Genomic DNA, 25,146 nt, shown 5'->3' with positions numbered 1-25,146 from the left:
TTGTCGTAATTATTTAGCCAACCTTAAACCTGTAAACTGCCACCGCAGATCTGTTTGAAAAAAGTTGCGATACGTATGTCGTGTATGCTTTTCTGAAGTTGCAACGGAACCTCCCCGCAGCACTTTTTGGTTTACCATAAATTTACCATTGTACTCGCCAATTGCGCCGGGAGCCTTTGTGTAGCTGGGATAGGGTAGGTAAGCGCTTTCAGTCCATTCCCAACGGCTTCCCCAATTATAATTCTGTTGGGCGGCTTCCCATTCAAATTCTGTGGGAAGACGGCACTCTTTCCATTGGGCGTATGCAAAGGCCTCAAAATAGGAGATGTGCGAAACGGATGCTTCGGTGTTCAATTTTTGTAAACCCTGCATAGTATATTGATGCCAATGGCCGTCAATATTATGCCAATACATTGGCGCTGCAATCTGGTTTTGGTTTACCCAATCCCAACCTTCAGCGTGCCATAGGTTGAAATCTTTGTATCCATCAGCATTTATAAATTCAAGATATTCTGAATTGGTAACAAGTTTATTTGAAATTTTATAATCGTGAAGATATACTTTGTGTCGCCCCAGTTCATTATCATAACAAAATTCTTCAGCATTGTTATGGCCTATTTCATAAATACCCTCTTCCATTTCTATCCACTGCTGTTGAAGGTTTTGGATTGGGTTTTCTGAAAAGGAATCGTTGTATTTTGGCAATAATGGGTTGTTGCCGAGAATATATTTTATATCTGTTGTAAGAAGTTCTTGGTGCTGTTTTTCGTGATGGATACCTATTAAGAGAATTTCTTCAATTTCTTCTGAAATTTCATCCGAAAGAAAATCTTTCAATTCATTGGTAACATAATGGCGATAATCATAGACTTTTGCCACTCCCGGTCTCGACAAGTTTCCGCGATCATTTCGAACTACCCGCTTCCCAACATTTTCATAATAACTATTGAATACAAAGGCGAAGTCTTCGTGAAAAAGCTGGTAATTTGGTTTGTGTGGTTTCAAAATAAATTCCTCAAAAAACCAAGTTGTGTGGCCGAGGTGCCATTTTGGTGGAGAAACATCTATAATTGGCTGGACAACGTAATCTTCAATCTCCAGCGGTTTGCAAATAGTTTCGGTATGTTGGCGGGTTTCTAAAAAGAGGGAAACCGGTGTATCTATAATTATCATAAAAAAAGTGCCGCTATTTTTTTAACGACACTTTAAATATAATTATTAAAATTGTTTAACGCTATTTCACTTACGTTAAACAGTTGTTAAACTAGTTTTGACTAATTTTTTGTAACGACAACATTTGCAGTGATAATGCAAGGTTCATGGCCTTTTGATTGGATATACTGAAACTTCTGCGATCGTTTTTACTTGGGCGAATGACGTGAAAGCTATAGTTGAGACTAAAAGTAAGAATGTTTTTTTAAGCTTTTTTATTTTCCTGTTTTAAAGGTGAAAGGTACAGTGAAATTAATGATACGTGGTTTGCCGCCCATCATTCCGGGTTTAGCCATTTTAGGGATGGCCATTATATTTCGTCTGGCTTCTTCCTGTAATTCTTTAGTGCCTCCAGAAACACTTTTTACTTCAACTAAACCTTTTTCATTTATTATAAAAACTACAATAACTTTTCCTTGATCGTTTTTTTTGTAAGACTCTGCTGGATATTTGAAATTTTTCGCAATGTGTGTAGCCAGTTTATTATTGAAGCAATTGTCGCGATCGGAAGCATTTCCATTTTCACAGCCCGGCCAAATAGGACCTATTTCTTTTAGGGTTACAATATTTTTTTGAACGTCTCCCCATTCTTGTTGTGCAAAAATGGTTGTTGAGAATAGTAAGCAAACCGCGATAAGTAAATTCTTCATTTTGGGGATTTAAGTTTGGGTTAAATGGCAACGGCACCTTTAATGTGTGGATGTGGATTATAATCTGCCAATGTAAAGTCATCAAAAGTGAAGCCAAATATATCCTTTACATCTGGATTTAGCAACATTTTTGGTAAAGGTCGCGTCTCACGTGATAACTGTAGTTCAACTTGATCGTAATGGTTGCTATAAATATGGGCATCGCCAAAGGTGTGGATAAAATCTCCAGGTTGGTAACCACATACTTGTGCCATCATCATTGTTAATAATGCATAGGACGCAATATTAAAAGGAACCCCCAAGAAAATATCTGCACTGCGTTGGTAGAGCTGACACGACAATTTTCTGGTATTGTCTCCCCCTCCGGGCGTTGGGGGACTTACATAAAACTGAAAAAACGCATGGCAGGGCGGGAGTGCAGCCTTGCCGTTTGCCACGTTTTCCGCAAAAGGTTTGGAAGTGTCTGGCAATACACTTGGATTCCAAGCGCTTACCAGCATGCGGCGGCTGTCTGGGTTTGTTTTAAGTGTTTTTATTATTTCTGAAATCTGATCAATTTCCTCGCTATTCCAGTTTCGCCATTGGTGTCCGTAAACTGGACCTAGGTCGCCATTTTCATCTGCCCATTCGTTCCAAATGCGCACGCCATTTTCCTGAAGGTATTTAATGTTTGTGTCGCCGTTCAAAAACCATAAAAGTTCATAGATAATCGATTTGAGATGAAGTTTTTTGGTAGTGATCATTGGGAAACCTTCGCTTAGATCAAAACGCATCTGATAGCCAAAAACGCTTTTAGTACCAGTGCCCGTGCGGTCTTGCTTTACGGAGCCATTTTCAATTACGTGTTTTAAAAGGTCGTGGTATTGTTTCATTGTGGAAGCAAATTAATTATTGGTCTAAAATACTAATAGCGCAGTTGATGCTCAAATTATTTTAAGTTTGCTTTTGCATAAGTTATTAACGATATAAAATTTTGCTTAACTTTCGGACGAAATTTTTGAACAATGGAAAGAAAATACGAGCTCTCAACAGGAATATTGGAATGTTATCCACTATACGCCATCTTTCATTTTAATGCTCCGTTTTATGATCGTGACGAAGCAAAAGAGTTTGTTCAAACGATCGATACACATTATAAAAATAGAAAGTGTGTGGTGATCTCAAATAGAGAAATGGCAAAAAATGTAAACCCAGAAGTTTACAATAGCGTAAAATCCAAGTGCGTAATTGGAATAGCGATAGTTTCAAACAGCGAAATAGTAAAAAAAGAGGCATACAATGAGCAAGGTTTATTTGAAGGGGCCTTTAGTTATTTCGGAACCATTGAAGAAGCAGAAGATTGGGCAAAAACGGTGATTAGCGACTATTAGCCAATAATCATTCCCGCGATTGTTGCTGAAATAAGCGAAGCAATTGTACCACCAATCAAAGCCTTCATTCCAAATTTTGAAAGGGTTTTACGTTGCCCCGGTGCCAAAGAGCCAATTCCGCCAATTTGAATACCTATAGAGGCAAAATTCGCAAACCCGCAAAGCATGTAAGTTGCCATAATGATGCTCTTTTCGTAATTAAGGTGAAGCTCATTAGATACATTTTTAAGTTCTGCCAACTGGATGTATCCCACAAATTCGCTTGCAGCGAGTTTTATACCCAATAGCTGGCCCATCATTGTCATATCTTCCTTCGCGATTCCTATGAGCCACATTAGCGGAGCGAAAACGGTTCCTAGAATTGCTTCCAAAGAAAGACTGTCATAGACTGAGTTTGCCGCTACCCAACCGTTTATGGAGGTTGCTTCGCCAAGCCATCCCAAAATTCCGTTGAGCATTGCGATGAAGGCTACAAAGACCAGAAGCATTGCGCCTACATTTACAGCAAGTTTTAGGCCTTCTGTAGTTCCATTTGCTATGGCATCCAAAAAGTTGGAACCAATCTTTTCTGAGGAAACGGTTACATCTGTATTTATAGGTTCCGTTTGTGGATATAGTATTTTTGAAATTACGATTGCGCCAGGTGCGGCCATTACTGAGGCTGCCAAAAGGTGTTTCGCAAAGGTTAAGCGCAGTTCCGGATCGTCACCTCCTAAAAACCCGATGTAAGCTGCTAGCACAGCGCCGGCAACGGTAGCCATCCCGCCTATCATGACGAGTAGCATTTCAGATTTGTTCATTTTTTCTAAATAAGCTTTTATAAGAAGTGGTGCTTCAGTTTGGCCCAAAAAGATATTTCCGGCAACGCTCAAGCTTTCTGCACCCGAAATATTTAAAAGCTTCGTAAGCAGCCAGCCCATTCCTTTTACTATTACTTGAATTATGCCTAAGTAAAAAAGAACTGAGGTGAGTGCGGAGAAGAATATGATTGTAGGCAATACCTGAAATGCAAAAATAAACCCATATGAATTTATATCGAGCATTCCGCCAAAAAGGAATTCGCTTCCCGCTTTGGTATAATCTAAAACGTTTACGAACAGTTGTCCCACGCCTTCAAAAGCGTTTTTTATGAAATTCACTTTTAATACACCAATGGCAATTATAAGTTGGAAAGCCAGCCCGATGCCCACGGTTTTCCAACTGATAGCTCTTCTGTTCGAACTGAAAAGAAAAGCGATCACCAAAAGCGAAACCATTCCTAAGACGCCGCGCCAAAGGCTTTGCATAGAAAAACCTTGACTCGGTATTATTTCTGCAGTTTTTACAGTGGTTTCAAGAGCCGAGGCATTTAATACGCTTGGCGTTTTTAATCGATATTTGTAGTTGTTTTCAGAAAGGGAAAGGGTGCTGTCGGTTACTTGTTCAACGCGAAATCTTCTAATACTGTCCGCAGGTTGGTTGAAAAAAAGCACCAACAAATTATTCTGAAATATATAGTCGCCGCTGGACATTACGCTGTCGTTTGCAACTTGGTATTCAAACGCGCCGTCTTCTAATTTAAGGTAATCCTTTTCTGGATTTATATTTATGATGGAAAGACCGTTTTCATCTTTTACTTCTGAAAATTGCCAGGTTTTTTCTATGCTTTGCGCAAAAGTGTTTCCGAAGAAAAACAGTGCGAAGGCTACGAGTGTGAATTTTTGCATATTCTTTATAAACTCTAACCCTTCGACACTTCGACTGCGCTCAGAGCAGGCTAGCTAAGGGAGACAATACTTTTTATTTTTTTACAAACCGATAAACGAGACTATTCCCTTTTGGAAATCTCATCGCGAATACTTGCAGCTTTTTCGTAATTTTCTTTATTAACAGCCTCTTCGAGCATTTTGTTCAACTCGCTTAGGCTAATCTTGGTGTAATCTTCACTTGATGGTTTAACAGATTCTTTGTCTTCCCCAAGAATTAAATTTTCTATTACAGCGTCCTCCTTTTTTGAAAGTGATTTTTTGGAAGTAGATGTTTTAAGGAAGATGCCGGCTTTATCCAAAATATTTTTATAGGTAAAAATAGGTGCTTTAAAGCGAAGTGCCAATGCGATGGCATCGCTGGTTCTGGCATCAATTATTTCCTCAATCTTATCTCTTTCGCAAATAATGCTTGAGTAAAATACACCATCTACCAATTTGTGGATAATAACTTGTTTTACCACAATCCCAAAACGATCTGCGAAGTTTTTGAAAAGGTCGTGGGTAAGAGGTCGCGGCGGGGTGATGTCTTTTTCCAAAGCAATTGCGATGGATTGAGCCTCAAAAGCGCCGATAACTATTGGAAGTTTTCGTTCGCCGTCAACTTCATTTAATATAAGGGCATAGGCGCCATTTTGTGTTTGGCTGTATGATATTCCTTTTATGGTAAGTTTTACTAAACTCATTCTTCAGTGGTCAGTGGTCAGTGGTCAGTATTCGGTTCTCAGTGTTCAGTTCAACAATGGATTATAAAAATAACGAATAAAAAAACAATAAAAAAAGGCTGTTTAAATTTGGATGTTTCCTTATCTAAACAGCCTTTTTCGAGGCGCAAATTAATAAAAAATTATGCCTTGGCTTCGGTACGTTTTGTTTTTTTTCAAAAAACAAATCACTCAGCCACACTTGGGCGTTATTGATTAATTATTCTGTGCTTTAAATTCTTTTAATTTTTCTGTAAGTTTTGGTACAATTTCAAAAGCATCACCAACGATACCGTAGTCTGCAGCTTTGAAAAAAGGTGCTTCGGGATCATTGTTTATAACCACTTTCACTTTGGAAGCATTGATACCCGCCAAATGCTGGATAGCACCAGAAATACCGATTGCAATGTAAAGGTTTGAGGCTACTGGTTTTCCAGTTTGCCCTACGTGCTCACCGTGCGGCCTCCATCCCATATCGCTCACAGGTTTTGAGCAAGCGGTGGCTGCGCCCAAAACTTTTGCAAGATCTTCAATCATCCCCCAGTTTTCAGGCCCTTTCATTCCACGACCAGCGGAAACAACTATTTCAGCATCGGCGATTGTTACTTTATCGGTTGCTTTATCTACGGAAACAATTTCCATATCAAAATCATGGGTATCTAGGTTTGGTGAGAAATCTTCGTTTGTGGCTGAAGTTTCGTTCTCCTTTAATCCGTAAGAATTTTTACCCAAACCAATTATTTTAATATCTGTTTTGATTTCTGTGGTAGCGAACGCCTTGTTTGTAAAAACGCTGTGCTTCAATTTAAATGGAGAAGTGCTTTCAGGTAGCGCAACAACGTTTGGCACAAAGCCAGCCTCAAGATTAACTGCCAAGGTTGGCGCCAAAAACTTGCTGTTTGCACTCGATGTTAGCACGATAACTTTTGCATCTTCATTTTTTGCGGCTTGGCCAATTACGTCTGCATATGCTTCACCGTTGAATTTGTTCAATTTGTCATTGGAAACCTGTAAGACTTTTGAAGCGCCGTATTTTCCTAATTCTGAAGTGTCATTGGCGTTAATGCTAACTGCAGTAACGGAAGTTCCCATTTGGTCGGCAATTCCTTTTGCGTAAGCAACTGCTTCCAAAGCTATCTTCTTAATTTTTCCTTCTTCTGATTCTGTATATACTAATATCATTTTAAGAATGTTTTTTAATTAATTATCAAGATTTGGATTTTCAATTAGATTATTAAAATTCCAAAACTCAAGCACCAGATTCCAAATAAATTCCAAACTTTTAAATTTCAAAAACTAAAATGGGTAGTTCAATATTGTGTTTTGATTTTTGAGATTTATTTGTGATTTGTCTTTTTGTTATTTGTTTTTTATTTGGAATTTGGTATTTGTTATTTGGGGCTTATCTTCTTAAATAACCTTCGCTTCATTGTGAAGCAAATTGATCAATTCGTCTACGCTGTCAACCAATTTAACAGCCCCTTTTGGATCTGGTTTTTCAAAAGCCAGCGTATTAGTTTCTGAATTTACGTCAATAGGTTCTTTTACATTTAAAGGTTTTGAGCGTGCTTGCATAATGCCGCGCATGTTAGGGATGCGAAGATCACTTTCTTCAACTAGACCTTTTTGTCCGCCAATTACTAACGGAAGTGAAGTTTTAAGCGTTTCTTTTCCCCCGTCTATTTCACGGATTGCAGTGGCTTTATCGCCTTCTATTTCAAGACCTATGCAAGTGTTTACGAAATTTGCCCCTGTAAGCTTAGCAAGCATTCCGGGAACCATTCCGCCATTATAATCGATGGATTCCCTTCCGCCGATTATCAGATCATAACCGCCTTCTTTTACAATATTTGCAAGCTGTTTTGCAACTGAAAAGCCATCTGTTGCTGGAGTGTTTACGCGGATTGCCTCATCGGCGCCAATGGCTAAAGCTTTACGCAATGTAGGCTCTGTTTCGGGCCCGCCAACGTTCACAACGTGTACGGTTGCGCCTTGTTTTTCCTTAAACCACATAGCGCGGGTAAGGCCAAATTCGTCGTTTGGATTGATTACAAATTGAACTCCGTTGGTGTCAAATTTGGTATCACCGTCGGTGAAATTGATTTTTGAAGTTGTGTCCGGTACGTGACTTATACAGACTAATATTTTCATCTTTAAAAGTGTTTTTGGATTCTAAATTTGTACTGTAACCCTTCGCTAATGGCTTCGGATTATTAAGATAATCTTTTGCTCTGCGAGCTTCAGACAACCTTGGTGATCCTTCGCCATAGGCTTCGGACTACGTAGGTGCGAAGTTAAGAATATATTTCCTTTTTTTGTTATGCACGCATAATAAAATTTGGTTAAAAGTGTGGAAATAATAACTAAACAGATAGGATTTATAGTATTTTTGCTGTCCTTGAAAACAGAGATTAGCGAATGGGGATTAGGAATTAGAAAAAGAGGTTTCAGAATAAGAACACTTTATAAAAAATAAAAGGTTTAATTAAAATATACCGCTTTGGTTATCGAGTCCTTTGTAAGGCTCAGGATAAACTACATAAGAAATATGAAAACATTACAATTCAGAGAAGCCATACAGGAAGCGATGAGCGAAGAAATGCGTCGCGACGATACTATATATTTAATGGGCGAGGAAGTGGCCGAATACAACGGTGCTTACAAAGCCAGTAAGGGAATGCTCGACGAGTTTGGGGCAAAACGAATTATTGATACCCCAATTTCGGAAATGGGTTTTTCGGGTATAGGTGTGGGTTCTGCAATGAACGGCAACCGACCTATTATTGAGTTTATGACTTTTAATTTTTCGCTAGTTGCGATAGATCAGATTATTAACAACGCTGCCAAAATGCGCCAGATGAGCGGTGGGCAATTTAACATTCCTATTGTTTTTCGTGGGCCAACGGCTTCAGCAGGACAACTTGCTGCAACCCACAGTCAGGCTTTTGAAAGCTGGTTTGCCAACTGTCCGGGGTTAAAAGTAGTAGTGCCTAGCAATCCTGCCGATGCAAAAGGTCTTTTGAAAAGCGCTATTCGCGATAACGATCCTGTAATTTTTATGGAAAGTGAGCAGATGTATGGCGATAAAGGCGAAGTGCCGGAAGGCGAATATTTAATCCCAATTGGGGTTGCTGATATTAAAAGAAAAGGGAAGGACGTAACAATCGTTTCCTTCGGAAAAATTATAAAGGAAGCCTATAAAGCTGCTGAAACTCTTGCTGAGGAAGGCATTGAATGTGAAATTATCGATTTGAGAACCGTACGCCCAATGGATTATGAGATGATTTATGAATCTGTAAAGAAAACAAATCGTTTGGTTATTCTTGAAGAAGCTTGGCCTTTTGGAAATGTTGCTACCGAAATAACCTATCAAGTACAAAATGAAGTTTTTGATTACTTGGATGCGCCAATCGTAAAAATAAATACTGCCGATACTCCTGCGCCTTATTCGCCTGAACTATTTAAAGAGTGGTTGCCAAATAGTGAAGATGTTGTTAAAGCGGTTAGGAAGGTGCTTTATAAATAGAATTCCAAATATCAAATAAATCCCAATTTACAACTTCCAACTTCCAAATAAAACTCAAAAGACAATTATCCAAATTTTAAAAAATAATAATGTCTCACTCTTCGAAGAATAAACCATATGATTTAGAAGAGCGCACATTTTTATTTGCAAAAGATGTCCGCATTTTCATTAAGACTTTAAAAATGTCAATTGCTAATGTTGAGGACACCAAACAATTGGTAAGATCTTCCGGCTCTATTGGCGCAAATTATATTGAAGCAAATGAGGCATTGAGTAAAAAAGATTTTGCGTTTCGTATTAAGATTAGTAGAAAGGAAGCAAAAGAAAGCATTTATTGGCTTAGATTAATTACAGAAACTAATGATTTGCCAAATGAAAAGGAAGCAAAAAATTTGATTCAGGAAGCAACAGAACTCAAAAAAATTCTTTCAGCAATTATAGAAAAAGCATAAAAATTTTTTCGTTTTTTGAAGTTTCTAATTTATTTGGGTTTTGTTTTTTAATTTTTGTCTCTTTATTTGAAATTTGTTTTTTTGAGATTTGTTATTTTACTTTTAAAGTTTGTTGTTTATTTGAAATTTATTTTTTGTTATCTCAACTTTGCCCTTAATTTTTACCCCTTACGAAGTACCCCATATGAAGTACCTATTCTTTTTTTTATTCTTGACTTTAAGTGCTTCGGTATATTCTCAAACCAAAGTCAGCGGTGTTATAAAAGATGCTACAGATTATCCAGTAGCCTTTGCCAATGTAATTTTTAAGGATTCGCAGGAGGGAACTATCTCTGATGAGAATGGCCGTTTTTACTTAGAAAGCGATAAAACGTACGAAACCGTTATTTTTTCTTTTATAGGCTATACTACAACAGAGGTGGAACTCACTTCTCGGACCACCTATAACATGGAAGTTGTTGTGGAAGAAAGCGCTTCAGCCTTGGATGAGGTGGTTGTTTACAGCGGAAAAACTTCAAAAAAGAACAATCCTGCCTTAGATATTCTTCGGAAGATATGGGAAAATAGGAGAGAGAACGGTGTTAAAAAATTCAATCAGTATCAGTACGATAAATACGAAAAGCTTGAATTTGACTTAAACACTATTGACAGTTCGCTTATTAAAAGTAGAGTTTTCAAGGGGATGGAATTCATTTTCGACCAGACCGATACTTCAAACGTAACTGGGAATACGTATTTGCCTATTTTCATAAACGAGGCTGCTTCCAAAGTATATGGCGATAATTCATTTTCTGAAGAAAAGGAAGTCCTGCAGGGAAATAAGAATTCAGGTTTTCAAAATAACCAAACGCTCATCGCTTTCGTAAAAGATCTTTACAGTGAGTATGACGTTTATGACAACTATCTGAAGTTTTTCGATAAAGCTTTTACAAGTCCATTATCCCGAACAGGAGTAGATGTATATAATTATGTATTGCGCGACAGTGCTTACCGCGACAACAAATGGTGTTATAATATTGTGTATTACCCCCGCCGAAAAAACGAATTGACTTTTAAAGGCGATTTTTGGGTGAACGATACTACTTGGGCCATAAAAGAGATTAATCTGCAAGCTTCCAAAAGCGCAAACCTAAACTGGGTTCGCGATGTTTATATTGAACAGGAGTTTGAAGTGTTGAACGATTCTACCTTTCTAATTACTCGGGATTATTTTATGAGCGATTTCAGTTTTAAAAAGAAAGAAGAAGCTAGGGGTGTTTATGGTAAGCGTACCACCTTATATGATAATTATGTTTTTGATATTCCAAAAGACAAACAGTTTTATGCCCAGCAAGTAGATCCATATAATTATGAGGTTTATAACCGTCCCGATGAGTTTTGGGATACTAACCGAATGGAAAAATTAAGTAAGGACGAAACGGGCGTTTATAAAATGCTGGACACACTTAAAACGGTACGACGTTTTAAGGCGCTTTACAACGTAGGCGCAACTTTAGCGAGCGGCTATTACGAAGTAAACAATTTTGATGTTGGTCCAGTTTTTTCAATTTTCGGCTTCAATGAAGCTGAAGGATTGCGCATCCGTTTGGGAGGAAGAACCTATTTTGGTCAGAATGATCCTTGGAGATTGGAAGGTTTTGGAGCCTATGGTTTTAAAGATGACCGTTTCAAATATGGTATTTCGGGCAAGTTGCTTTTAGACAGAAAATCCAGACTTACTATTTTTGGTGGTAATCGCCGCGATGTAGAACAAACTGGTGCAAGCTTGACCAATAGTAATGACGTTTTGGGGCGAAGTCTTGCATCTTCATCATTATTATCAGTTGGAGCCAATGACAGGCTTTCAAGAATAAACTTAAGTACCTTAGGATTTGACATTGAACCGTGGAAGAATTTAGTATTACGCCTTACAGGATCCTACCGAACATTGAAATCTGCGACTGAAACTTTCAGCATTGATTATAAGGTAATGGAAGATGGCGTATTTACGGGTGAAGTAAAGAGCGAATTAAAGCAAGCTGAGATACAATTAGGTTTTTTATATGCTCCAGGCCGAAAAACTTCAGGCTATGGCGTGGAACGAACGATTATAAATGATGGTGACTTTCCGTCTTTCTATGCTGGCTATAGTTATGGGTTGAAAGACGTAATGGGTGGTGATTTTGAGTATAAAAAGATACAGGCACTTTACACGCAACCTTGGAATATAGGAGGCATTGGTCGCTTGTTATCAACCGTTGAGGTTGGTACTACCATTGGCGCTGTCCCGCTCAGTTTACTGAATCCGATACCGGGAAACCAGACTTATTTTAGCCTATACAATACTTTTACCCAATTGGATTATTATGAATTTGTGAGCGATACTTATGGTTCGCTTCATTTGCAGCATAATTTTGGGGGTAGAATTTTCTCTAGAATACCGCTTCTCAGAAAGCTTGATCTGCGTGAAGTTGTTGGTTTTAGAGCTGTATATGGTACAATTTCGCAAGAGAACAAAGATGTAAATGCTTCTAATATAGTTTATCAAGCCCCTGAAGATATCTATTGGGAATGGAGTGTTGGGGTGGGCAATATCTTCCGTGTTTTCAGATTAGACTTCAACTTCCGCGGAAATTATCTCGACAATCCCGGTGCTCGTAAGTTTGGGGTTACTGGAGTTTTTGGTTTTACGTTTTAAAACAAGACTTCTATATCCAATTTCTTTTTACGGAGAACTATAGCTTCCTACTTCTTTATAAATACTAACATATTGCTGACCATAACAGTGTCTGGTTTTACCTGAAAGCGAAAAAAACCTTTATTTCCGCTTACATGATTGCTCACGGTTTCCATCCTTAAATAGGTCCAGCCTTGTTCTGAATATTTGTTTATTAGCTGTTCTAATTGTAGCGCCACAAGTTTGGAAAAACCTGCCCTATGGTCTATATAGGTGCTGAAAGGAATTACTTTATATTTCATAATTGATCTTTAAAGTGGTAAAAAATCATCCCTTACGGAATCTCGTAAGGGATGGCGTTTAACCCTTGTATTCTCCCCAGAATAATGTTAGGGTTAAAGCCGGACTAAATTATGGAGGATGGATGAACTTATTTTACGGGATACCGTAAAATGGTATCTTTTTTAAAATAGTTAAAATTACTTTTAACACTTACAAAGTGGAAGATTTTTATTGGACGTTATCACTATAAATAAAAAAAAGACTGTTTTAAAACAGCCTTTTTTCAGGTTAAGCAAATAATTAATTGTGGGGATTTATTGTTTGATAATTTGTTTTGTAGCTGATCCCAGATCTGTATTAATTTTTACGAAATACACAGCGCTTTGTAGGGTGCTAAGATCAAGTTCGTAGCGGGTGTTGTTAGTAAAATCTATGCTTTGAAGCCTTCTTCCGCTTATGTCGAATATTTCTACGGTGGTAACCTTTGCCTCTGGAGATACAATGTTTAACATACTGGAAGTGGGATTGGGATATACCGATACTTTTTCAAGACCTGTACGAGTATCACTTAGAACCTCGTTACTTCTAAATTGTAGTGTGAAACGACTGTTGTAAGTTCCTTTTTCAGCCTTGAAAGTATAGGATTCCTGAGATAAATTGGTCAGTATATTTAATTCATTATCTATAAGAAACACTGTGGCATTTTCTAAGCCCATGCCTTCAATGTCTTTAATTGAAATTGTGTAATCCAAACTTTCATCCAAAAGGGTAGAAAAGCCCATAAGTACTTTTACCCCATCTTCAAAGGGTTCCCTGCTTTGGATACCGAACTCTTTCGATCCACTTTCAAGATGCGTATAGAGTGAAACTATTGTGGCGAGCCTTCTACTGTCATAGCCTTGATCTATTCCGCTAGTAGCAAATGGAGAAAATGCTATAAGGGTGTTATTGCCCATTTGGTATAGGTCGTTATTTACCTTTACCCAAATACGGTTTATGCCATCCTGTGATGGCCTTGGCGCCGTATTATTGTTGCCGGTTACACGCATAGAATTGCTGAAAGAAGCAATACCGGCCGAGGTAGCTTTTATGCCAAAACCTTGCCCTGTGGAGATGTATCCGCTGGGTGGTGTTTGGGTAGGGTCTGAAGGAGCAGAAGTTCCGCCAGCTAAGTTATACATAGAGATGTCCTGCATGCTAAAATTAATAGAATATGCCCCAGGCAATACAGCACTTGGGGGAGTATTTGGATTCCAGAAATATACTTCATTAACCATGGAATTGGTATTGATGAAATCTACAGCGCTTATAGCCGATGGATATGGATTGGCAAGCACATTTGGACTACTATTTTTATTGCCATTATATTTTACGGTGAAGTCTATATGGCCTGTGTTGAGTGTGCCCTGCTCAAACGTCATGTTATAGGTTTTGTTTCCGTCGTTGCCGTCTAGCTGGGGGCGTGATATATAGCCTTCACCCGGGTTTATTGCGCCAGTATAATTTACCCAGTTGTTTGCGTTATCATCCGCAAAGTTTTCAGCATCGGGAAATTGCGCGGTTACCTCTGGGTTGGGTACAAAGTTTTCGGTTAAGTGGTTTAGAAACTGATACGAATCGGCAAAAGCTCCGTCGCGGGTTTCTAGTGTCATGGGGCTTCCCATTACCACAAATACCTTTGGAACCATAAACGGGGTTGTGTACTTTACGTTTACAGTGCCATTATTTGTAACTATGGCATTGTCATCAAGCTGTACAACGCTAGCTTGATGCTCAACTATAAGGTTTCCATTTACAGTAATATCTTTAGTAACGTTTAGGTAATCTTCCGCTGCAATTGTGAGCGTTCTGCTTGCATCTATCTCACAAGTACAAGCATCGATGCTTCCTTTTGAGGCAGTATTGTAATCATTGCTGATTTTAGCATTAGAGCCTGGACCTGGAGCGCCGTTGTTCCATGTACTTCCTGTGTAGGTTGTTGTGGCGGCTGCTACGGTAACAGTGGCCGTGCAGGTTGATTTGTTCGCGTAGTCATCTTCCACGGTAAGGGTTACATTAAATGATTGCCCAATATCATTACAAGTAAATGTGGTTTGCCCGGTAAGTGTTCTTTTGGTTATGCCGAAATTGTCTGTTGAGCCGTTGTCTAGATCGGCTGCCGTAATTGTTATGCTGCCTGTGTTTTTGTCTAGGGTTGCGGTGTAGTTTTGGCAGATGGCATTTGGTGGGGTGTTATCATAAAGCGGATCTTTAATTACAAATAGACCTCCGTCTCCATTAATACTTCCATCACCGAATCCAGTGGCTATTAAATTACCACTTGCGAAGTATGGGTAAACATTCCAGGTACCGTTAAACGCAGCATTGTTGTTTTGAGGAAAACAATCGAAATAGTTAACTTCTGTCATACTTGGTGATGGATTGTTAAGACCGTCAACTTTCATTATACGAACACCTGCGGCGTAGTTGGCTAAATAATATCTATTTCCTCTTACATATCCATTGTGGTCGATAGCCGGAGTTGCTCCATAATGTGTATATACTAGAGAAGGATTATCTAAATCTTCAACATTAAAAACCAGCGTACGGGTATTGAATCCTTTGTTTTCTTCGTCAACTTCATCACCAGCTATAAAAAATTTTTTGTCTTCCGTAAACCAGCCTTGATGTGTATAATATTTGTCTCCATATGTTACTGATGAAATAACTGTTGGATTTGCCTTGTTAGTAAAATCTATAATATTTACTTTATTGTTGCCACTAAACGCCCCTAACATTATTTCCCTTCCCTGATAATCTGGGTCTGGGCCGTCATAGGTTACTACTTCGGCATCGTGGCAATATCCAAGTGTTGAATATAGTTTTACTATAACAGGATCATTGGGGATTCCGTTATTGTTATTATCAAGTTTAATTACAATTGGGCCTCCACTATTGAATCCTTGCGAACCTAAAATGTAGGCATAGCCAGAGACTTCGTTAATAACAATGTTGTGTGCACTGCCTGCGCTTGAATGCCAATATAAATTCCCGTTAGTCTGTGTTTTTGTATAAGTTACTGCTGGGTTCCCTGTAAGGGTTCTCAACCTTTTAAGATCAAAAACCTGCATTCCGTGTCTTCCATTAGCGTCACTTACAATAAAAGCAAAATTTTTATAGACTTTTACATCACGCCATAAGCTAGAGGTCACTTGACTATCTAATCTTGCAAGATATTTTGGGTCTATTGGATCTGTGATATCAACGAAAGCTGTACCATTGTCCAAAGCTACTATGGCATATTCCTTTCCACTTTGTGGATCTGTCCACCCCCAAGAATCTTGCGCTTCTGCCGCTCCCATTGTGGCGGATGAAATATAGCTCTGTAATGTAAGACCGTTACAGGGGTAGCTTTTGCCACCCACCGTAGCAAAACCATTGACACAAGGTGTTTGGGCAGTTGCAATAAATGTGCAGAATGCAAAAATTAGGAGTAGGTTTTTCTTCATAACTAAATGTACTTTTCTCTTTTTTGTTATTTGTTAAGTGAATAATTATTTAATCTCCAATAAATGTGAATTCAACTGTACAGGGAACATCGTTACCTATACGGCCTTGACCATCGCCAGTGTCTCCATTGCCTACAAAATATTCATGTCCAGTTATCATACAATTAGAAAGGTTGAATGTATAATTTTCGTCTGCTAAAAAATATACATAGTGAACTACAGATTCAAAATGTGGCACTAAATAACTTTCATGGATTGTAGGAGATTCAATTTCACTCTGCGCCGAGTAGGAATGTGTGTACATCCATCCTAATTCATAATCATAAGTCCCTGAGGAAGGATCAATGTTAACTCCGGCTCCATTAATTTTAAAGAAAAATGCTCCTTCCATGGTTGCAAGTGATATTTTGTCCAAACTTGTGAAATCATTAATTTTACCTGCAGAAAAGTTTGTTTTTACTTCTATTCTATAGGTGCCTGAATATTTAGGTTTAAACACTTGATTTGTTAGACCAGCCACATTATCTGCGTCATCTGGTCTAGGAGTTCTATAACCATCTCTAATAGTAGTGAGCTGATAACTTCCAGTTTGGGTATATTTTTTGTATTCTTCCATTATAAATTGAGGATTCCACTCACTACCACTCCACGCATAGATACCTGGATAAACATCGTTAGCTCCTAGCTTTGTTTTACTTGTATTATAAACTACCGTGCCTTCCACCAAATTACTGCCATTTGGATTTATTACAGGGTTTTCAGAATTTTTAGCAGTAAGGGCAATGCGCGGAATTACCAACCCTTGGGAAGTTGATTTTAAATGTAAAGCTCCTTCAGGTTTTGTTGTCCCCACACCTACTTGGGCTAGTGTTGTTTGTATAAAAACGAAACATACAAAGAAGGCGCTTCCAATATATTTTATATCTACTATTTTCATGGTCTTTGTTTTAGATAGCTGTTTTATTCGCCTATATAGTTTAGCTCAACAGTACATTTTAAGTTGTCATTGAGATTGATATAGCCACGACCATTTGAAGGTGAGGTTCCGTTACCGTCGTTTACAAAACCTGGAGCAGTTTCTTGATTAAATGTTAAGCCAAAAGTATAAGCTGTATTTGCAACCAAAGTTTCTTCAATAATATAGGAGCCTTGATTGTACTGATTGCTGTAAACCTTTTGAGCACCTCCCGTTCCGCCTTTAAATAGTCTGTCATTATTTTTTCCAGAAAAGGATTTTAATGTAAATGGTGTTGTAGTTCCTCTGAATGTAAAGCGAAATACACCTTCCTCTGAAACAAAATTTGCAAATTGAGGGGTGATAGGAGAATCAACTTCACCACCACCATAATGAACTGTTACGAGCACTCTATATTTGCCATTAAATTTTGGAGTAAATGAATTGCTGTTGAAAACTACGGTTTGATTACCACCGCTACCAGCATCAGATCGGGTTCGGAGACTTGTACTTTGGAAATAAAGCTTATTATCCCTTTTACTGAATTGAGGTACCCATTTTGCTCCATCCCAAAAATAAAGGCCTGGGTATACGCTGCCGTCGCCCGAGCCTGAAGTGTTAGTATTATATACAATTGTTCCTGCAATTAAATTGGGAGCGTTGGGATTGCTTACTGTTTGAGTGTTAATATCTGATAAAGATACTGTAGGGTAAACTAGTCCAGTATTCAATGAACCAATATCTAATGCGCCCTTGGGAGAAGTAGATTGAATTCCTACTTGACACCACGATGTTGCACTAAATAAAAGGAATATCAAAAGAAATCCTATTTTGAAAAATCTTGATATATAGTAATTATTTTTCATGTTTTTTAATTTTAATCTCCAACGAAGGTTAGTTCAACAGTGCACGGTAAATCAAACGAAATTCGGCCTCGACCATCGAACTGGTCACTGTATACAGTGGTATTTCCATTGTCATAAAATTCAGTTAAATCATCCTGATCGAAGGTTAATGAGAAATTTACTGGGCTATTAGCGGTGAGTGTTATGTAATTAGTAGTGTAATATTCTTGCCAGATTGCAAAATAATTTGTTCCTGTGCCTGCAGTATAGGAAGTTGAGTAGGCATGAACTGGAATATCATAATTAGTTCCTCCAAAGTTGAGACGAAATTTTCCAGAAGCTTTCGCTATATTGAGATTACCATCTGATTGATCAGGATTCGGACCTGGGTTTGGAGCCTTCGCATTACCTCCTCCATAGTTAACAGAAATACTTAAGCGGTATGTACCAGTATAAGTTGGGTTAAAACTTTTGTTTGCTAGTCCAGATATGTTAACATACCCGCCAGATGATACTGGTCTTAAATCCAAATTAGATTTATACAGCATACTTTGTTTACGATCAAATTGCGGTATCCATCTATTAGTAATCCAAACATACATTCCAGGGGTAACAGAATAATTGATGCCGCCAGTGATTACATTATTTGTATTTGTATTATAAACAACAGTTCCAGTTGGGATTGTACCAGTTTGCGGATTGGTAGCAGGCGCCATAACGTTAGTGGCGGTAAGTGCCAATCTAGGGAGCACAACGCCTTGGTTGGGGCTGCTTATTTCTAAAATTCCGTTAGGGGTAGTTGTATTTATCCCTACTTGAGCATAGGATATATTTGCAGATAAGAAAAGAGCGGTCGCAAAAGCTGACCACAGCGTAGGTAATTTTATTTTCATAATTTGGGGTTATGTTGAAAATATGGTACAATAATATGATATAAATTCGATAAAGTGCAAGCTTTTTGGGATAAAAGTTAAAGGAATTAAAAAATAAGTCATTAATTATCAGTCATTTCCTACATTAATTAACTTTTAATTATGAATTTGTAAGATTTTTTGTAGGAGCATCAGATTATGGATTTCCATTTCTAGGTTCAATACTTATCTTTGCCATTATGGAAGACCTATTGATGGCCAATGCGGTACCTATTGCGGAAATAGATCTTTCGCTTTTCGGTATTGAAGGCTATAAATTATTTATAAAAAGAGAAGATTTATTACATCCTTTTGTTTCCGGGAATAAATTCAGAAAACTCAAATACAATCTGATAGCCGCCAAAGAACAGCGATACAAAGTGCTACTTACATTTGGTGGAGCTTTCTCTAATCATATTGCAGCGGTGGCCGCTGCGGGTAAAGAATTGGGTTTTGAAACCATAGGAGTGATTCGGGGCGCGGAACTGAAAGAAGAGATTTCAGAAAATGCAACCCTTTCTTTTGCCAAAAGCTGTGGTATGCAGCTTTATTTTATTTCACGGGAAGATTATAGAGGTAAGGACAAAGCCGAATTCATAACTAATCTGAAAAACCAATTTGGCGATTTTTATTTGTTGCCGGAAGGAGGCACCAATGCATTAGCAGTAAAAGGATGTGAAGAAATTTTGGATGAAAATGGATTTTCAGCAAACTATATATGCGTTCCCGTGGGTACTGGTGGTACTATGGCGGGATTGGTGAAGGGTTCAAATGAAAACCAAAATGTTCTGGGTTTTTCAGCATTAAAAGGAACATTTCAAACTTCAGAAATCGCCAAATATACTTCCAAAACCAATTTTGAGATTACCGATTCTTACTGTTTTGGAGGTTACGGCAAAATAGATAGAGATTTGGTGCGTTTTATAAATGAGTTTAAAGAAAAAACGGATATTCCATTAGATCCTATCTATACCGGAAAAATGATGTATGGCATTATGGATCTTCTAAAAAATGGGTATTTCAAAGAAAATAGCCGTATTTTTGCCATTCATACGGGTGGCTTGCAGGGCATAGCCGGAATGAACCAAAAATTGAAAAAGAAAAAACTTCCTATAATTGAATAAAATGATTGGCAGATTAACTTTCCTTCTTCTTGTATGTATTATTTGTTTTGGCAGTTGTAAATCCAAAAAAACAGCTTCAAAGTATAAAAAGAAGCATACTACCGAACGGGTAGTTCGCGTAAACCAAACTGTAAAGGAGAAAGATACCAAGGCAGAAGAACCAGCAGTTGTGGAGGTTCCTGTTAATGTTTCCTACAGTGAGCGCGTTGCCAATTATATAAATACCTATGCTGAAATAGCAAAAGAAGAAATGTTGCAATATGGAATTCCCGCCAGCATTACCCTTGCCCAGGGTATTCTGGAAAGCGGTGCTGGTGCGGGAGAACTTACAATGAAGGCCAATAACCATTTCGGAATAAAGTGCCACACTGGATGGGAAGGCGATAGTGTTTATCACGATGATGATGAACGCGGGGAATGTTTCAGAAAGTATAAAGATCCTAAATATTCCTATAGAGATCACTCTTTATTTCTAACGCAGCGAAGCCGTTATCAGGATTTGTTTAAATTACGAAAAGACGATTATAAAGGCTGGGCCAAAGGTTTGCGAAAGGCAGGTTACGCCACAGACCCTAAATATCCTGACAAACTTATCGGTATTATTGAAAGGTATAATCTTACCGCTTATGATGATGACGTTTTGGGTAGAAAAGTGAGTAGTATTGATCCCGATGATTCGAAGATTGGAACCTATGCTGTACGGGCAGGTGATACACTTTACAGTATTTCCAGAAAATTTAATCTTACTGTGGAAACATTAAAAGAGTACAATGGTTTGAGAGGTAATAATTTGTCTATTGGGCAGGTGTTGTATTTGCATCCTGTGAAGAATCAATAAGTTTGGAGAGCGACGAGTTATGAGCTATGAACGACGAGCGACGGATGACGGATGAAGGAGAAAAGAATAAAGAGGAAAGAGGAGAGAATAAAGAGAATTAGGAGAAAATATTTTAACGATGAAAATTTGTTTATTTCTTCAGAATAATAATAAAATCCCTGATATATTAATATGAATTACCAAAGAAGTAGCGCCCTTTTTGTAGAGGCGCAAAAAGTTATTCCGGGTGGTGTAAATTCACCCGTTCGTGCATTTAAAGCCGTTGGCGGTGATCCAATTTTTGTTGAAAAGGCAAAAGGCGCTTACCTATATGATGTTGATGGCAACAAACTAATTGACTATATAAATTCTTGGGGGCCAATGATTCTTGGTCACGCATATGAGCCTGTAGTAAATGCGGTTATTGAAAAGGCCAAAAAAGGGACATCTTTTGGGATGCCTACGGCAATTGAAACCGAAATTGCAGCACTTGCAGTATCAATGGTACCAAATGTTGATAAAATCCGTTTTGTAAATAGTGGTACCGAGGCTTGTATGAGCGCAGTGCGTTTGGCACGAGGCTTTGCTGGGAAAGATAAGATTATAAAGTTTGCAGGTTGTTATCACGGGCATAGTGATTCTTTTCTCATTCAGGCGGGGAGTGGTGCAGTTACCTTCGGAACGCCGAATAGTCCTGGTGTTACTGAAGGAACCGCAAAAGATACACTGCTTGCCATCTATAATGATTTGGATAATGTTGCAGAAGTTATCACCGCAAATAAGGACGAAATAGCCTGTATCATTTTAGAGCCCGTAGCAGGAAATATGGGCTGTATTGCACCTGCAGAAGGTTTTCTACAAGGCTTACGAAAGCTTTGTGATGAAAATAATATCCTTTTAATTTTTGATGAGGTTATGACCGGTTTTAGGCTTGCCGCTGGTGGTGTACAAGAATTGTTAGGTGTAAAAGCAGATATTGTAACCTTCGGAAAAGTTATTGGTGGCGGATTGCCTGTGGGTGCCTTTGCTGCTCGAACTGAGATAATGGATTATTTAGCACCTATCGGCCCTGTTTACCAAGCTGGAACTTTGAGCGGAAATCCATTGGCAATGGCGGCTGGATTGGCTATGTTGAAGGAGTTGAATGCGAATAAGGATGTTTTTAATTCAATAAACAAAAAGACGGAATACTTGCATAAAGGTATGGATGAAACGTTCAATGCAGGAGGGGTTAGGTTTACTATAAACAGGATTGGCTCAATGATTTCTGTGCATTTTTCTGAAACGCCTGTAACTGATTTTACTTCAGCTGCCAATGCGAATAATGAAAATTTCAAGAAGTTTTTTCACGGAATGCTAAATGAGGGAATATATATTGCTCCCAGTGCTTTTGAAACTTGGTTTATCTGCGATGCTTTGAGCTATGAAGACCTTGATACCACTATTGCAGCTTGTAGAAAAGTTGCAAAGACTTTAAAGTAGAAAGGTTTACCACAGAGAACACAGAGTAAATCGCGCTATTATCCATAAAAAAGACCCTTTCTGAATTCAGAAAGGGTCTTACTTTTAATATTAATCTAATTACTAATTAATTCATTTTGAGCCACTGGGCATATTGTTCAGCATTTAAAGTTTTTTTCATTACTTCCTTTAACTGATCGTCCAATTTTTTCTTTTCAGAAACCACTGATGTGCTTTTGGCATCTTTGCCTTCCACATTTTTTTGGTAGCCTACTTCTTTCGCTACAAGTGCTCTAAAAACCGCACGACCTTGGTCGCCACTCAAATTTAAAGCTTCTGTAAGTTCGGCAGATTCAGCTTTGGCAATTACTTCTGGTCTGCTTTTATCTTGCGATAATTGTTGGGCAGAGACATTTTGAACGCCAAAAAGCATTGTTACTGCAAATGCAAATACTGCTATTATGTTTTTCATTTTAGTTGTTTTAAAAATTTAGGGATTACTAAAGTAACCAATTTAAATACATTGAAAACAATAACTGCGCCAAAAGAAGAAATTTTAAGAATTATTTAAATAGCTACTTTTTTTCAAAATTTCTTTTATCACGGGGATTTTTGCGTTTGTGGCTATTTTCCCATTTTGTGATTTGCTCTTCGGTGAGAATTTTTTTCAATTCTTTCTTCATCGCTATTCGGCGGTCCAGCATTGCGCTTTTTGCTTCAAACTTTTCGGTACCGGTCATTTCGCTTCTATTTTCGCGACGCTCTGGTTTTGTTCTTTGCTTTTCCAGAATCAGTTGTTTCACCTTTAGCTGTTGCGATTCATCCAAATTTAACGCAAGTGTCATTTTTTTCGTTTTGAGTTCAGCCTTTTGCTCTGGGGTAAAATTTTCTTTCATCTCTTTACGCTGCTCCCTTCTGTCAGAATTTTTGTTCTGTGCTGTTAGGGCGAAAGTGATAAGCGCCATAAAAATTATTATTGCTTTTTTCATAGTGTATATTTTTATTGTTCAACATAGCTATGACGTTGAAATTTTAAATAGGTTTAATCGCACCTCTTTTTTGAAATAACGGAGGCTGTCTAAAAAGAAAATTCTGATGTCCGTTCGAGCGCAGTCCACAACTCTAGGTTTCTGATTTTAAACGAGGTCACGACTGCACTTCGACTGCGCTCAGTGTGACAAGGCTTGATCAGCACTTCGACTGCGCTCAGTGTGACAAGGCTCGATCAGCACTTCGACTGCGCTCAGTGTGACACTTCGACTGCGCTCAGTGTGACACTTCGACTGCGCTCAGTGTGACAGGTTGAATAGAATTCTTGATAAATATTTGGAGAATAATCTTTTATAGAGAATCTATATATTCATTCAGCATTTGTAAGGCTTCCCCGTGGACAACAGTTCTTCCTAACTGTGGCATACGGTAAGTTGGTAGCGTACTTTGAAACCTTGCTATTATTTCGCCGCGGTTTGTATAGATACCGGTGTTGTTAAAATCGGTTTCCAGTCTAAGGTCTAAATTGAACCCTGACGGAACGCTACCACCGGGCTGGTGGCAGTGGGCGCAGTTTACATCCACATAAGCCCGGGCGCGGTCTTTAATCAATAAGGTTTGATCTTCCCAATTGGGCAAAGCACTTACATTACTTGGGTTAACGCCCTGTAAGAGCCCAACGGAGGCCAAATAATCCAATTGGTTTTGGGTTGTATAGGAGGGAACAAAATTTAAGTTGCGCAATTTTGGTCCGATAGGAAAGGTGGTTGCGTTGTTGTTATGGCAAGTAAAACAATCCTGTTTTGACGGAATTTGATAGTTTACATTTTGGGTGTCGCCATTTTTATCAATATAACTTATAGCTTCGGTACTGCCAGTTTCGCGGTAGGTGGCTTCGGTTTGGGCGGCGTTCCAAATATAATCTCCAACAAGCCATTGTCCGTCTACTTTAAGAAGAATACGTGTTTCAATTATTTTTTTACCCAATGAAGGGTCGCGTTCATCTATGTTGTAATAAAATGTTTTGGAAATCAGGGTATTATCTGGAAAGGTAGGTAACAGATCGGTATTATTATAGCGCATGCTTTGTCCCTCGGGAAGGCGAATTAACCGTTGCTTATAAGTATAATCTGAAAAGAGCGTACTGTTTATTTCGTACAGCTGCACTCCTTGCGTGGGTGTTAAATTTGAAAGGGTGCCAGTAAACACTCCCATTTCTGAAAGTAATGGCAAAAATGATAGAGGCTGGGTTACGGTAAAAGCATCTACAATATTGCTGGGAGCCGACTCATTGTTTTTAGCGTCAATCGCGGTGACATAGAAACTATAGGCCGTGCCTTCTGTTAACCCTGTTATGGTTGTATTTGTTTTTGTAATTACGTTTGCAAGTGCTGTACCGTCCTGATAAATACGATAGCCAGTAACGCCCACATTGTCTGTTGAGGCGGCCCAGCTGAGTTTGAGAGAAGTCTCAGTTTGTTCAGAGGCGGTAAAGCTTAGGGGTTTTGAAGGAGCTTGGGTGTCTGTTTCTACAGGATCATAACTATCATCTTTTCCGCAAGCGGTAATCATTAAGCCTATAAGGACCAGAAAAAGTAATTTCTTCATTTTAGTAAAATTGAGTTGCTAAAAGTAGTAAAAAGTTTTTAGTTGATTCCACCTACGCTGAAATAGCTTCGGTAGACAAAGGGGTTGATGGTTGATGGTTGATGGTTGATGGAAGGCGGTAGTCTGTTTTGAATTTTCTTTTGTTGGTTTACATTTTTCTGTTTTACTTTTAAAACGCTCAACATGATAATTGCATTTTGCAATTGGTGAATCTGGGTTTGCTTCAGAAATATATTGGGGGAGGCAAACAATAAACAAATTGGACTTTTACATTCACATTGTATCGGGCACTTTTTGGTTTGACGCTTATCGAGATAAAACTTTAAAATATAACGGCCATTAAAAAAAGG

23 protein-coding genes are annotated in these 25,146 nt (G+C 38.4%); 7 read left to right on the top strand and 16 right to left on the bottom strand.

Annotated elements, in window-relative coordinates; all coding sequences use genetic code 11:
* Positions 1-9: 9 nt before the first annotated feature.
* The 3 genes from egtB to ESV24_RS06080 all read right to left on the bottom strand — a co-directional run bounded on the left by egtB (position 10) and on the right by ESV24_RS06080 (position 2,734).
* Complete coding sequence (gene egtB, locus ESV24_RS06090) at positions 10-1,173, bottom strand: ergothioneine biosynthesis protein EgtB (protein ID WP_111814400.1); 1,164 nt, start codon at positions 1,171-1,173, stop codon at positions 10-12.
* A gap of 254 nt (positions 1,174-1,427) precedes the next feature.
* Complete coding sequence (locus ESV24_RS06085) at positions 1,428-1,862, bottom strand: TonB family protein (RefSeq protein WP_111814407.1); 435 nt, start codon at positions 1,860-1,862, stop codon at positions 1,428-1,430.
* Positions 1,863-1,882: 20 nt separating this feature from the next.
* On the bottom strand, positions 1,883-2,734 hold the full coding sequence (locus ESV24_RS06080; RefSeq protein WP_111814409.1) for a thymidylate synthase: 852 nt from the start codon (positions 2,732-2,734) through the stop codon (positions 1,883-1,885).
* Positions 2,735-2,866: 132 nt separating this feature from the next.
* Here ESV24_RS06080 and ESV24_RS06075 point away from each other — a divergent pair, with 132 nt between their 5' ends.
* Positions 2,867-3,232: a hypothetical protein gene (locus tag ESV24_RS06075; RefSeq protein WP_111814411.1), complete on the top strand. Its 366-nt coding sequence runs from the start codon at positions 2,867-2,869 to the stop codon at positions 3,230-3,232.
* Here ESV24_RS06075 and ESV24_RS06070 read toward each other — a convergent pair.
* From ESV24_RS06070 to ESV24_RS06055, 4 genes are all read right to left on the bottom strand, one after another.
* On the bottom strand, positions 3,229-4,938 hold the full coding sequence (locus tag ESV24_RS06070) for a NupC/NupG family nucleoside CNT transporter (RefSeq protein WP_111814413.1): 1,710 nt from the start codon (positions 4,936-4,938) through the stop codon (positions 3,229-3,231). The two genes, ESV24_RS06075 and ESV24_RS06070, sit on opposite strands and share 4 nt — an antisense overlap.
* Before the next feature lie 101 nt (positions 4,939-5,039).
* Positions 5,040-5,663 carry a bifunctional nuclease family protein gene (locus ESV24_RS06065; RefSeq protein ID WP_111814415.1) on the bottom strand — a complete coding sequence of 208 codons (624 nt, stop codon included), beginning with the start codon at positions 5,661-5,663 and terminating at the stop codon, positions 5,040-5,042.
* Positions 5,664-5,897: 234 nt separating this feature from the next.
* Positions 5,898-6,863, bottom strand: a complete 966-nt coding sequence (locus tag ESV24_RS06060) for an electron transfer flavoprotein subunit alpha/FixB family protein (RefSeq protein WP_111814419.1) — start codon at positions 6,861-6,863, stop codon at positions 5,898-5,900.
* 228 nt (positions 6,864-7,091) lie between these two features.
* Positions 7,092-7,832, bottom strand: a complete 741-nt coding sequence (locus ESV24_RS06055) for an electron transfer flavoprotein subunit beta/FixA family protein (RefSeq protein WP_111814421.1) — start codon at positions 7,830-7,832, stop codon at positions 7,092-7,094.
* A gap of 397 nt (positions 7,833-8,229) precedes the next feature.
* Here ESV24_RS06055 and ESV24_RS06050 point away from each other — a divergent pair, with 397 nt between their 5' ends.
* The 3 genes from ESV24_RS06050 (at position 8,230) to ESV24_RS06040 (ending at position 12,336) form a co-directional block, all read left to right on the top strand.
* Complete coding sequence (locus ESV24_RS06050; protein ID WP_111814423.1) at positions 8,230-9,207, top strand: pyruvate dehydrogenase complex E1 component subunit beta; 978 nt, start codon at positions 8,230-8,232, stop codon at positions 9,205-9,207.
* An 89-nt stretch (positions 9,208-9,296) separates the two neighbouring features.
* Positions 9,297-9,659 (top strand): four helix bundle protein, encoded by a 363-nt coding sequence (locus tag ESV24_RS06045; RefSeq protein ID WP_111814425.1) that lies wholly within the window; start codon positions 9,297-9,299, stop codon positions 9,657-9,659.
* A 184-nt stretch (positions 9,660-9,843) separates the two neighbouring features.
* The gene (locus ESV24_RS06040) at positions 9,844-12,336 is read left to right on the top strand and encodes a DUF5686 and carboxypeptidase-like regulatory domain-containing protein (protein ID WP_111814427.1); all 2,493 of its coding nucleotides are present in this window, start codon (positions 9,844-9,846) and stop codon (positions 12,334-12,336) included.
* A 47-nt stretch (positions 12,337-12,383) separates the two neighbouring features.
* Here the strand turns inward: ESV24_RS06040 and ESV24_RS06035 are convergent, their stop codons facing one another.
* The 5 genes from ESV24_RS06035 to ESV24_RS06015 form a co-directional block, all read right to left on the bottom strand.
* Positions 12,384-12,617, bottom strand: coding sequence for a hypothetical protein (locus tag ESV24_RS06035; protein WP_111814429.1), 234 nt, complete (start codon positions 12,615-12,617; stop codon positions 12,384-12,386).
* A gap of 294 nt (positions 12,618-12,911) precedes the next feature.
* On the bottom strand, positions 12,912-16,085 hold the full coding sequence (locus ESV24_RS06030) for a choice-of-anchor B family protein (RefSeq protein ID WP_111814431.1): 3,174 nt from the start codon (positions 16,083-16,085) through the stop codon (positions 12,912-12,914).
* Between the two features lie 49 nt (positions 16,086-16,134).
* On the bottom strand, positions 16,135-17,022 hold the full coding sequence (locus ESV24_RS06025) for a hypothetical protein (protein WP_111814433.1): 888 nt from the start codon (positions 17,020-17,022) through the stop codon (positions 16,135-16,137).
* Between the two features lie 23 nt (positions 17,023-17,045).
* On the bottom strand, positions 17,046-17,906 hold the full coding sequence (locus ESV24_RS06020) for a hypothetical protein (protein WP_111814435.1): 861 nt from the start codon (positions 17,904-17,906) through the stop codon (positions 17,046-17,048).
* Positions 17,907-17,917: 11 nt separating this feature from the next.
* A complete protein-coding gene (locus ESV24_RS06015; protein ID WP_170227868.1) occupies positions 17,918-18,637 on the bottom strand; it encodes a hypothetical protein in 720 nt (239 codons plus the stop codon).
* A gap of 359 nt (positions 18,638-18,996) precedes the next feature.
* On the opposite strand from ESV24_RS06015, the gene ESV24_RS06010 reads away from it, so the two are divergent.
* The 3 genes from ESV24_RS06010 to hemL all read left to right on the top strand — a co-directional run bounded on the left by ESV24_RS06010 (position 18,997) and on the right by hemL (position 22,219).
* The gene (locus ESV24_RS06010; RefSeq protein WP_394364087.1) at positions 18,997-19,920 is read left to right on the top strand and encodes a 1-aminocyclopropane-1-carboxylate deaminase/D-cysteine desulfhydrase; all 924 of its coding nucleotides are present in this window, start codon (positions 18,997-18,999) and stop codon (positions 19,918-19,920) included.
* A gap of 1 nt (position 19,921) precedes the next feature.
* Positions 19,922-20,758, top strand: a complete 837-nt coding sequence (locus tag ESV24_RS06005; protein ID WP_111814439.1) for a glucosaminidase domain-containing protein — start codon at positions 19,922-19,924, stop codon at positions 20,756-20,758.
* A gap of 171 nt (positions 20,759-20,929) precedes the next feature.
* Positions 20,930-22,219, top strand: a complete 1,290-nt coding sequence (hemL, locus tag ESV24_RS06000; RefSeq protein ID WP_111814441.1) for a glutamate-1-semialdehyde 2,1-aminomutase — start codon at positions 20,930-20,932, stop codon at positions 22,217-22,219.
* 106 nt (positions 22,220-22,325) lie between these two features.
* Here hemL and ESV24_RS05995 read toward each other — a convergent pair whose 3' ends face one another.
* From ESV24_RS05995 to ESV24_RS15265, 4 genes are all read right to left on the bottom strand, one after another.
* Positions 22,326-22,670 (bottom strand): hypothetical protein, encoded by a 345-nt coding sequence (locus ESV24_RS05995; protein WP_111814443.1) that lies wholly within the window; start codon positions 22,668-22,670, stop codon positions 22,326-22,328.
* 103 nt (positions 22,671-22,773) lie between these two features.
* Positions 22,774-23,187, bottom strand: a complete 414-nt coding sequence (locus ESV24_RS05990) for a hypothetical protein (protein ID WP_111814445.1) — start codon at positions 23,185-23,187, stop codon at positions 22,774-22,776.
* Positions 23,188-23,539: 352 nt separating this feature from the next.
* On the bottom strand, positions 23,540-24,796 hold the full coding sequence (locus ESV24_RS05985) for a fibronectin type III domain-containing protein (RefSeq protein WP_111814447.1): 1,257 nt from the start codon (positions 24,794-24,796) through the stop codon (positions 23,540-23,542).
* Between the two features lie 38 nt (positions 24,797-24,834).
* Positions 24,835-24,981, bottom strand: a complete 147-nt coding sequence (locus ESV24_RS15265; protein WP_160110584.1) for a hypothetical protein — start codon at positions 24,979-24,981, stop codon at positions 24,835-24,837.
* Positions 24,982-25,146 lie beyond the last annotated feature (165 nt).

Source organism: Aequorivita lipolytica, from assembly GCF_007997135.1.
GTDB classification, from domain to species: Bacteria; Bacteroidota; Bacteroidia; order Flavobacteriales; family Flavobacteriaceae; genus Aequorivita; species Aequorivita lipolytica.
The sequence above is the reverse complement of the archived record's forward strand: the minus strand, read 5'-3'. Positions and strand labels throughout refer to the sequence as shown.

What these genes read in the sequence shown, in the direction of transcription:
- ESV24_RS06050 (WP_111814423.1), top strand. Translation starts at nt 8,230, where the DNA reads ATGAAAACATTACAATTCAGAGAAGCCATACAGGAAGCGATGAGCGAA.
- ESV24_RS06035 (WP_111814429.1), bottom strand. Translation starts at nt 12,617, where the DNA reads ATGAAATATAAAGTAATTCCTTTCAGCACCTATATAGACCATAGGGCA.
- ESV24_RS06075 (WP_111814411.1), top strand. Translation starts at nt 2,867, where the DNA reads ATGGAAAGAAAATACGAGCTCTCAACAGGAATATTGGAATGTTATCCA.
- ESV24_RS06010 (WP_394364087.1), top strand. Translation starts at nt 18,997, where the DNA reads ATGGAAGACCTATTGATGGCCAATGCGGTACCTATTGCGGAAATAGAT.
- hemL (WP_111814441.1), top strand. Translation starts at nt 20,930, where the DNA reads ATGAATTACCAAAGAAGTAGCGCCCTTTTTGTAGAGGCGCAAAAAGTT.
- ESV24_RS06020 (WP_111814435.1), bottom strand. Translation starts at nt 17,906, where the DNA reads ATGAAAAATAATTACTATATATCAAGATTTTTCAAAATAGGATTTCTT.
- ESV24_RS06025 (WP_111814433.1), bottom strand. Translation starts at nt 17,022, where the DNA reads ATGAAAATAGTAGATATAAAATATATTGGAAGCGCCTTCTTTGTATGT.
- ESV24_RS06005 (WP_111814439.1), top strand. Translation starts at nt 19,922, where the DNA reads ATGATTGGCAGATTAACTTTCCTTCTTCTTGTATGTATTATTTGTTTT.
- ESV24_RS06065 (WP_111814415.1), bottom strand. Translation starts at nt 5,663, where the DNA reads ATGAGTTTAGTAAAACTTACCATAAAAGGAATATCATACAGCCAAACA.
- ESV24_RS06030 (WP_111814431.1), bottom strand. Translation starts at nt 16,085, where the DNA reads ATGAAGAAAAACCTACTCCTAATTTTTGCATTCTGCACATTTATTGCA.
- ESV24_RS06040 (WP_111814427.1), top strand. Translation starts at nt 9,844, where the DNA reads ATGAAGTACCTATTCTTTTTTTTATTCTTGACTTTAAGTGCTTCGGTA.
- ESV24_RS15265 (WP_160110584.1), bottom strand. Translation starts at nt 24,981, where the DNA reads ATGTTGAGCGTTTTAAAAGTAAAACAGAAAAATGTAAACCAACAAAAG.
- ESV24_RS06055 (WP_111814421.1), bottom strand. Translation starts at nt 7,832, where the DNA reads ATGAAAATATTAGTCTGTATAAGTCACGTACCGGACACAACTTCAAAA.
- ESV24_RS06080 (WP_111814409.1), bottom strand. Translation starts at nt 2,734, where the DNA reads ATGAAACAATACCACGACCTTTTAAAACACGTAATTGAAAATGGCTCC.
- ESV24_RS06085 (WP_111814407.1), bottom strand. Translation starts at nt 1,862, where the DNA reads ATGAAGAATTTACTTATCGCGGTTTGCTTACTATTCTCAACAACCATT.
- ESV24_RS06045 (WP_111814425.1), top strand. Translation starts at nt 9,297, where the DNA reads ATGTCTCACTCTTCGAAGAATAAACCATATGATTTAGAAGAGCGCACA.
- ESV24_RS06060 (WP_111814419.1), bottom strand. Translation starts at nt 6,863, where the DNA reads ATGATATTAGTATATACAGAATCAGAAGAAGGAAAAATTAAGAAGATA.
- ESV24_RS05990 (WP_111814445.1), bottom strand. Translation starts at nt 23,187, where the DNA reads ATGAAAAAAGCAATAATAATTTTTATGGCGCTTATCACTTTCGCCCTA.
- egtB (WP_111814400.1), bottom strand. Translation starts at nt 1,173, where the DNA reads ATGATAATTATAGATACACCGGTTTCCCTCTTTTTAGAAACCCGCCAA.
- ESV24_RS05985 (WP_111814447.1), bottom strand. Translation starts at nt 24,796, where the DNA reads ATGAAGAAATTACTTTTTCTGGTCCTTATAGGCTTAATGATTACCGCT.
- ESV24_RS06070 (WP_111814413.1), bottom strand. Translation starts at nt 4,938, where the DNA reads ATGCAAAAATTCACACTCGTAGCCTTCGCACTGTTTTTCTTCGGAAAC.
- ESV24_RS05995 (WP_111814443.1), bottom strand. Translation starts at nt 22,670, where the DNA reads ATGAAAAACATAATAGCAGTATTTGCATTTGCAGTAACAATGCTTTTT.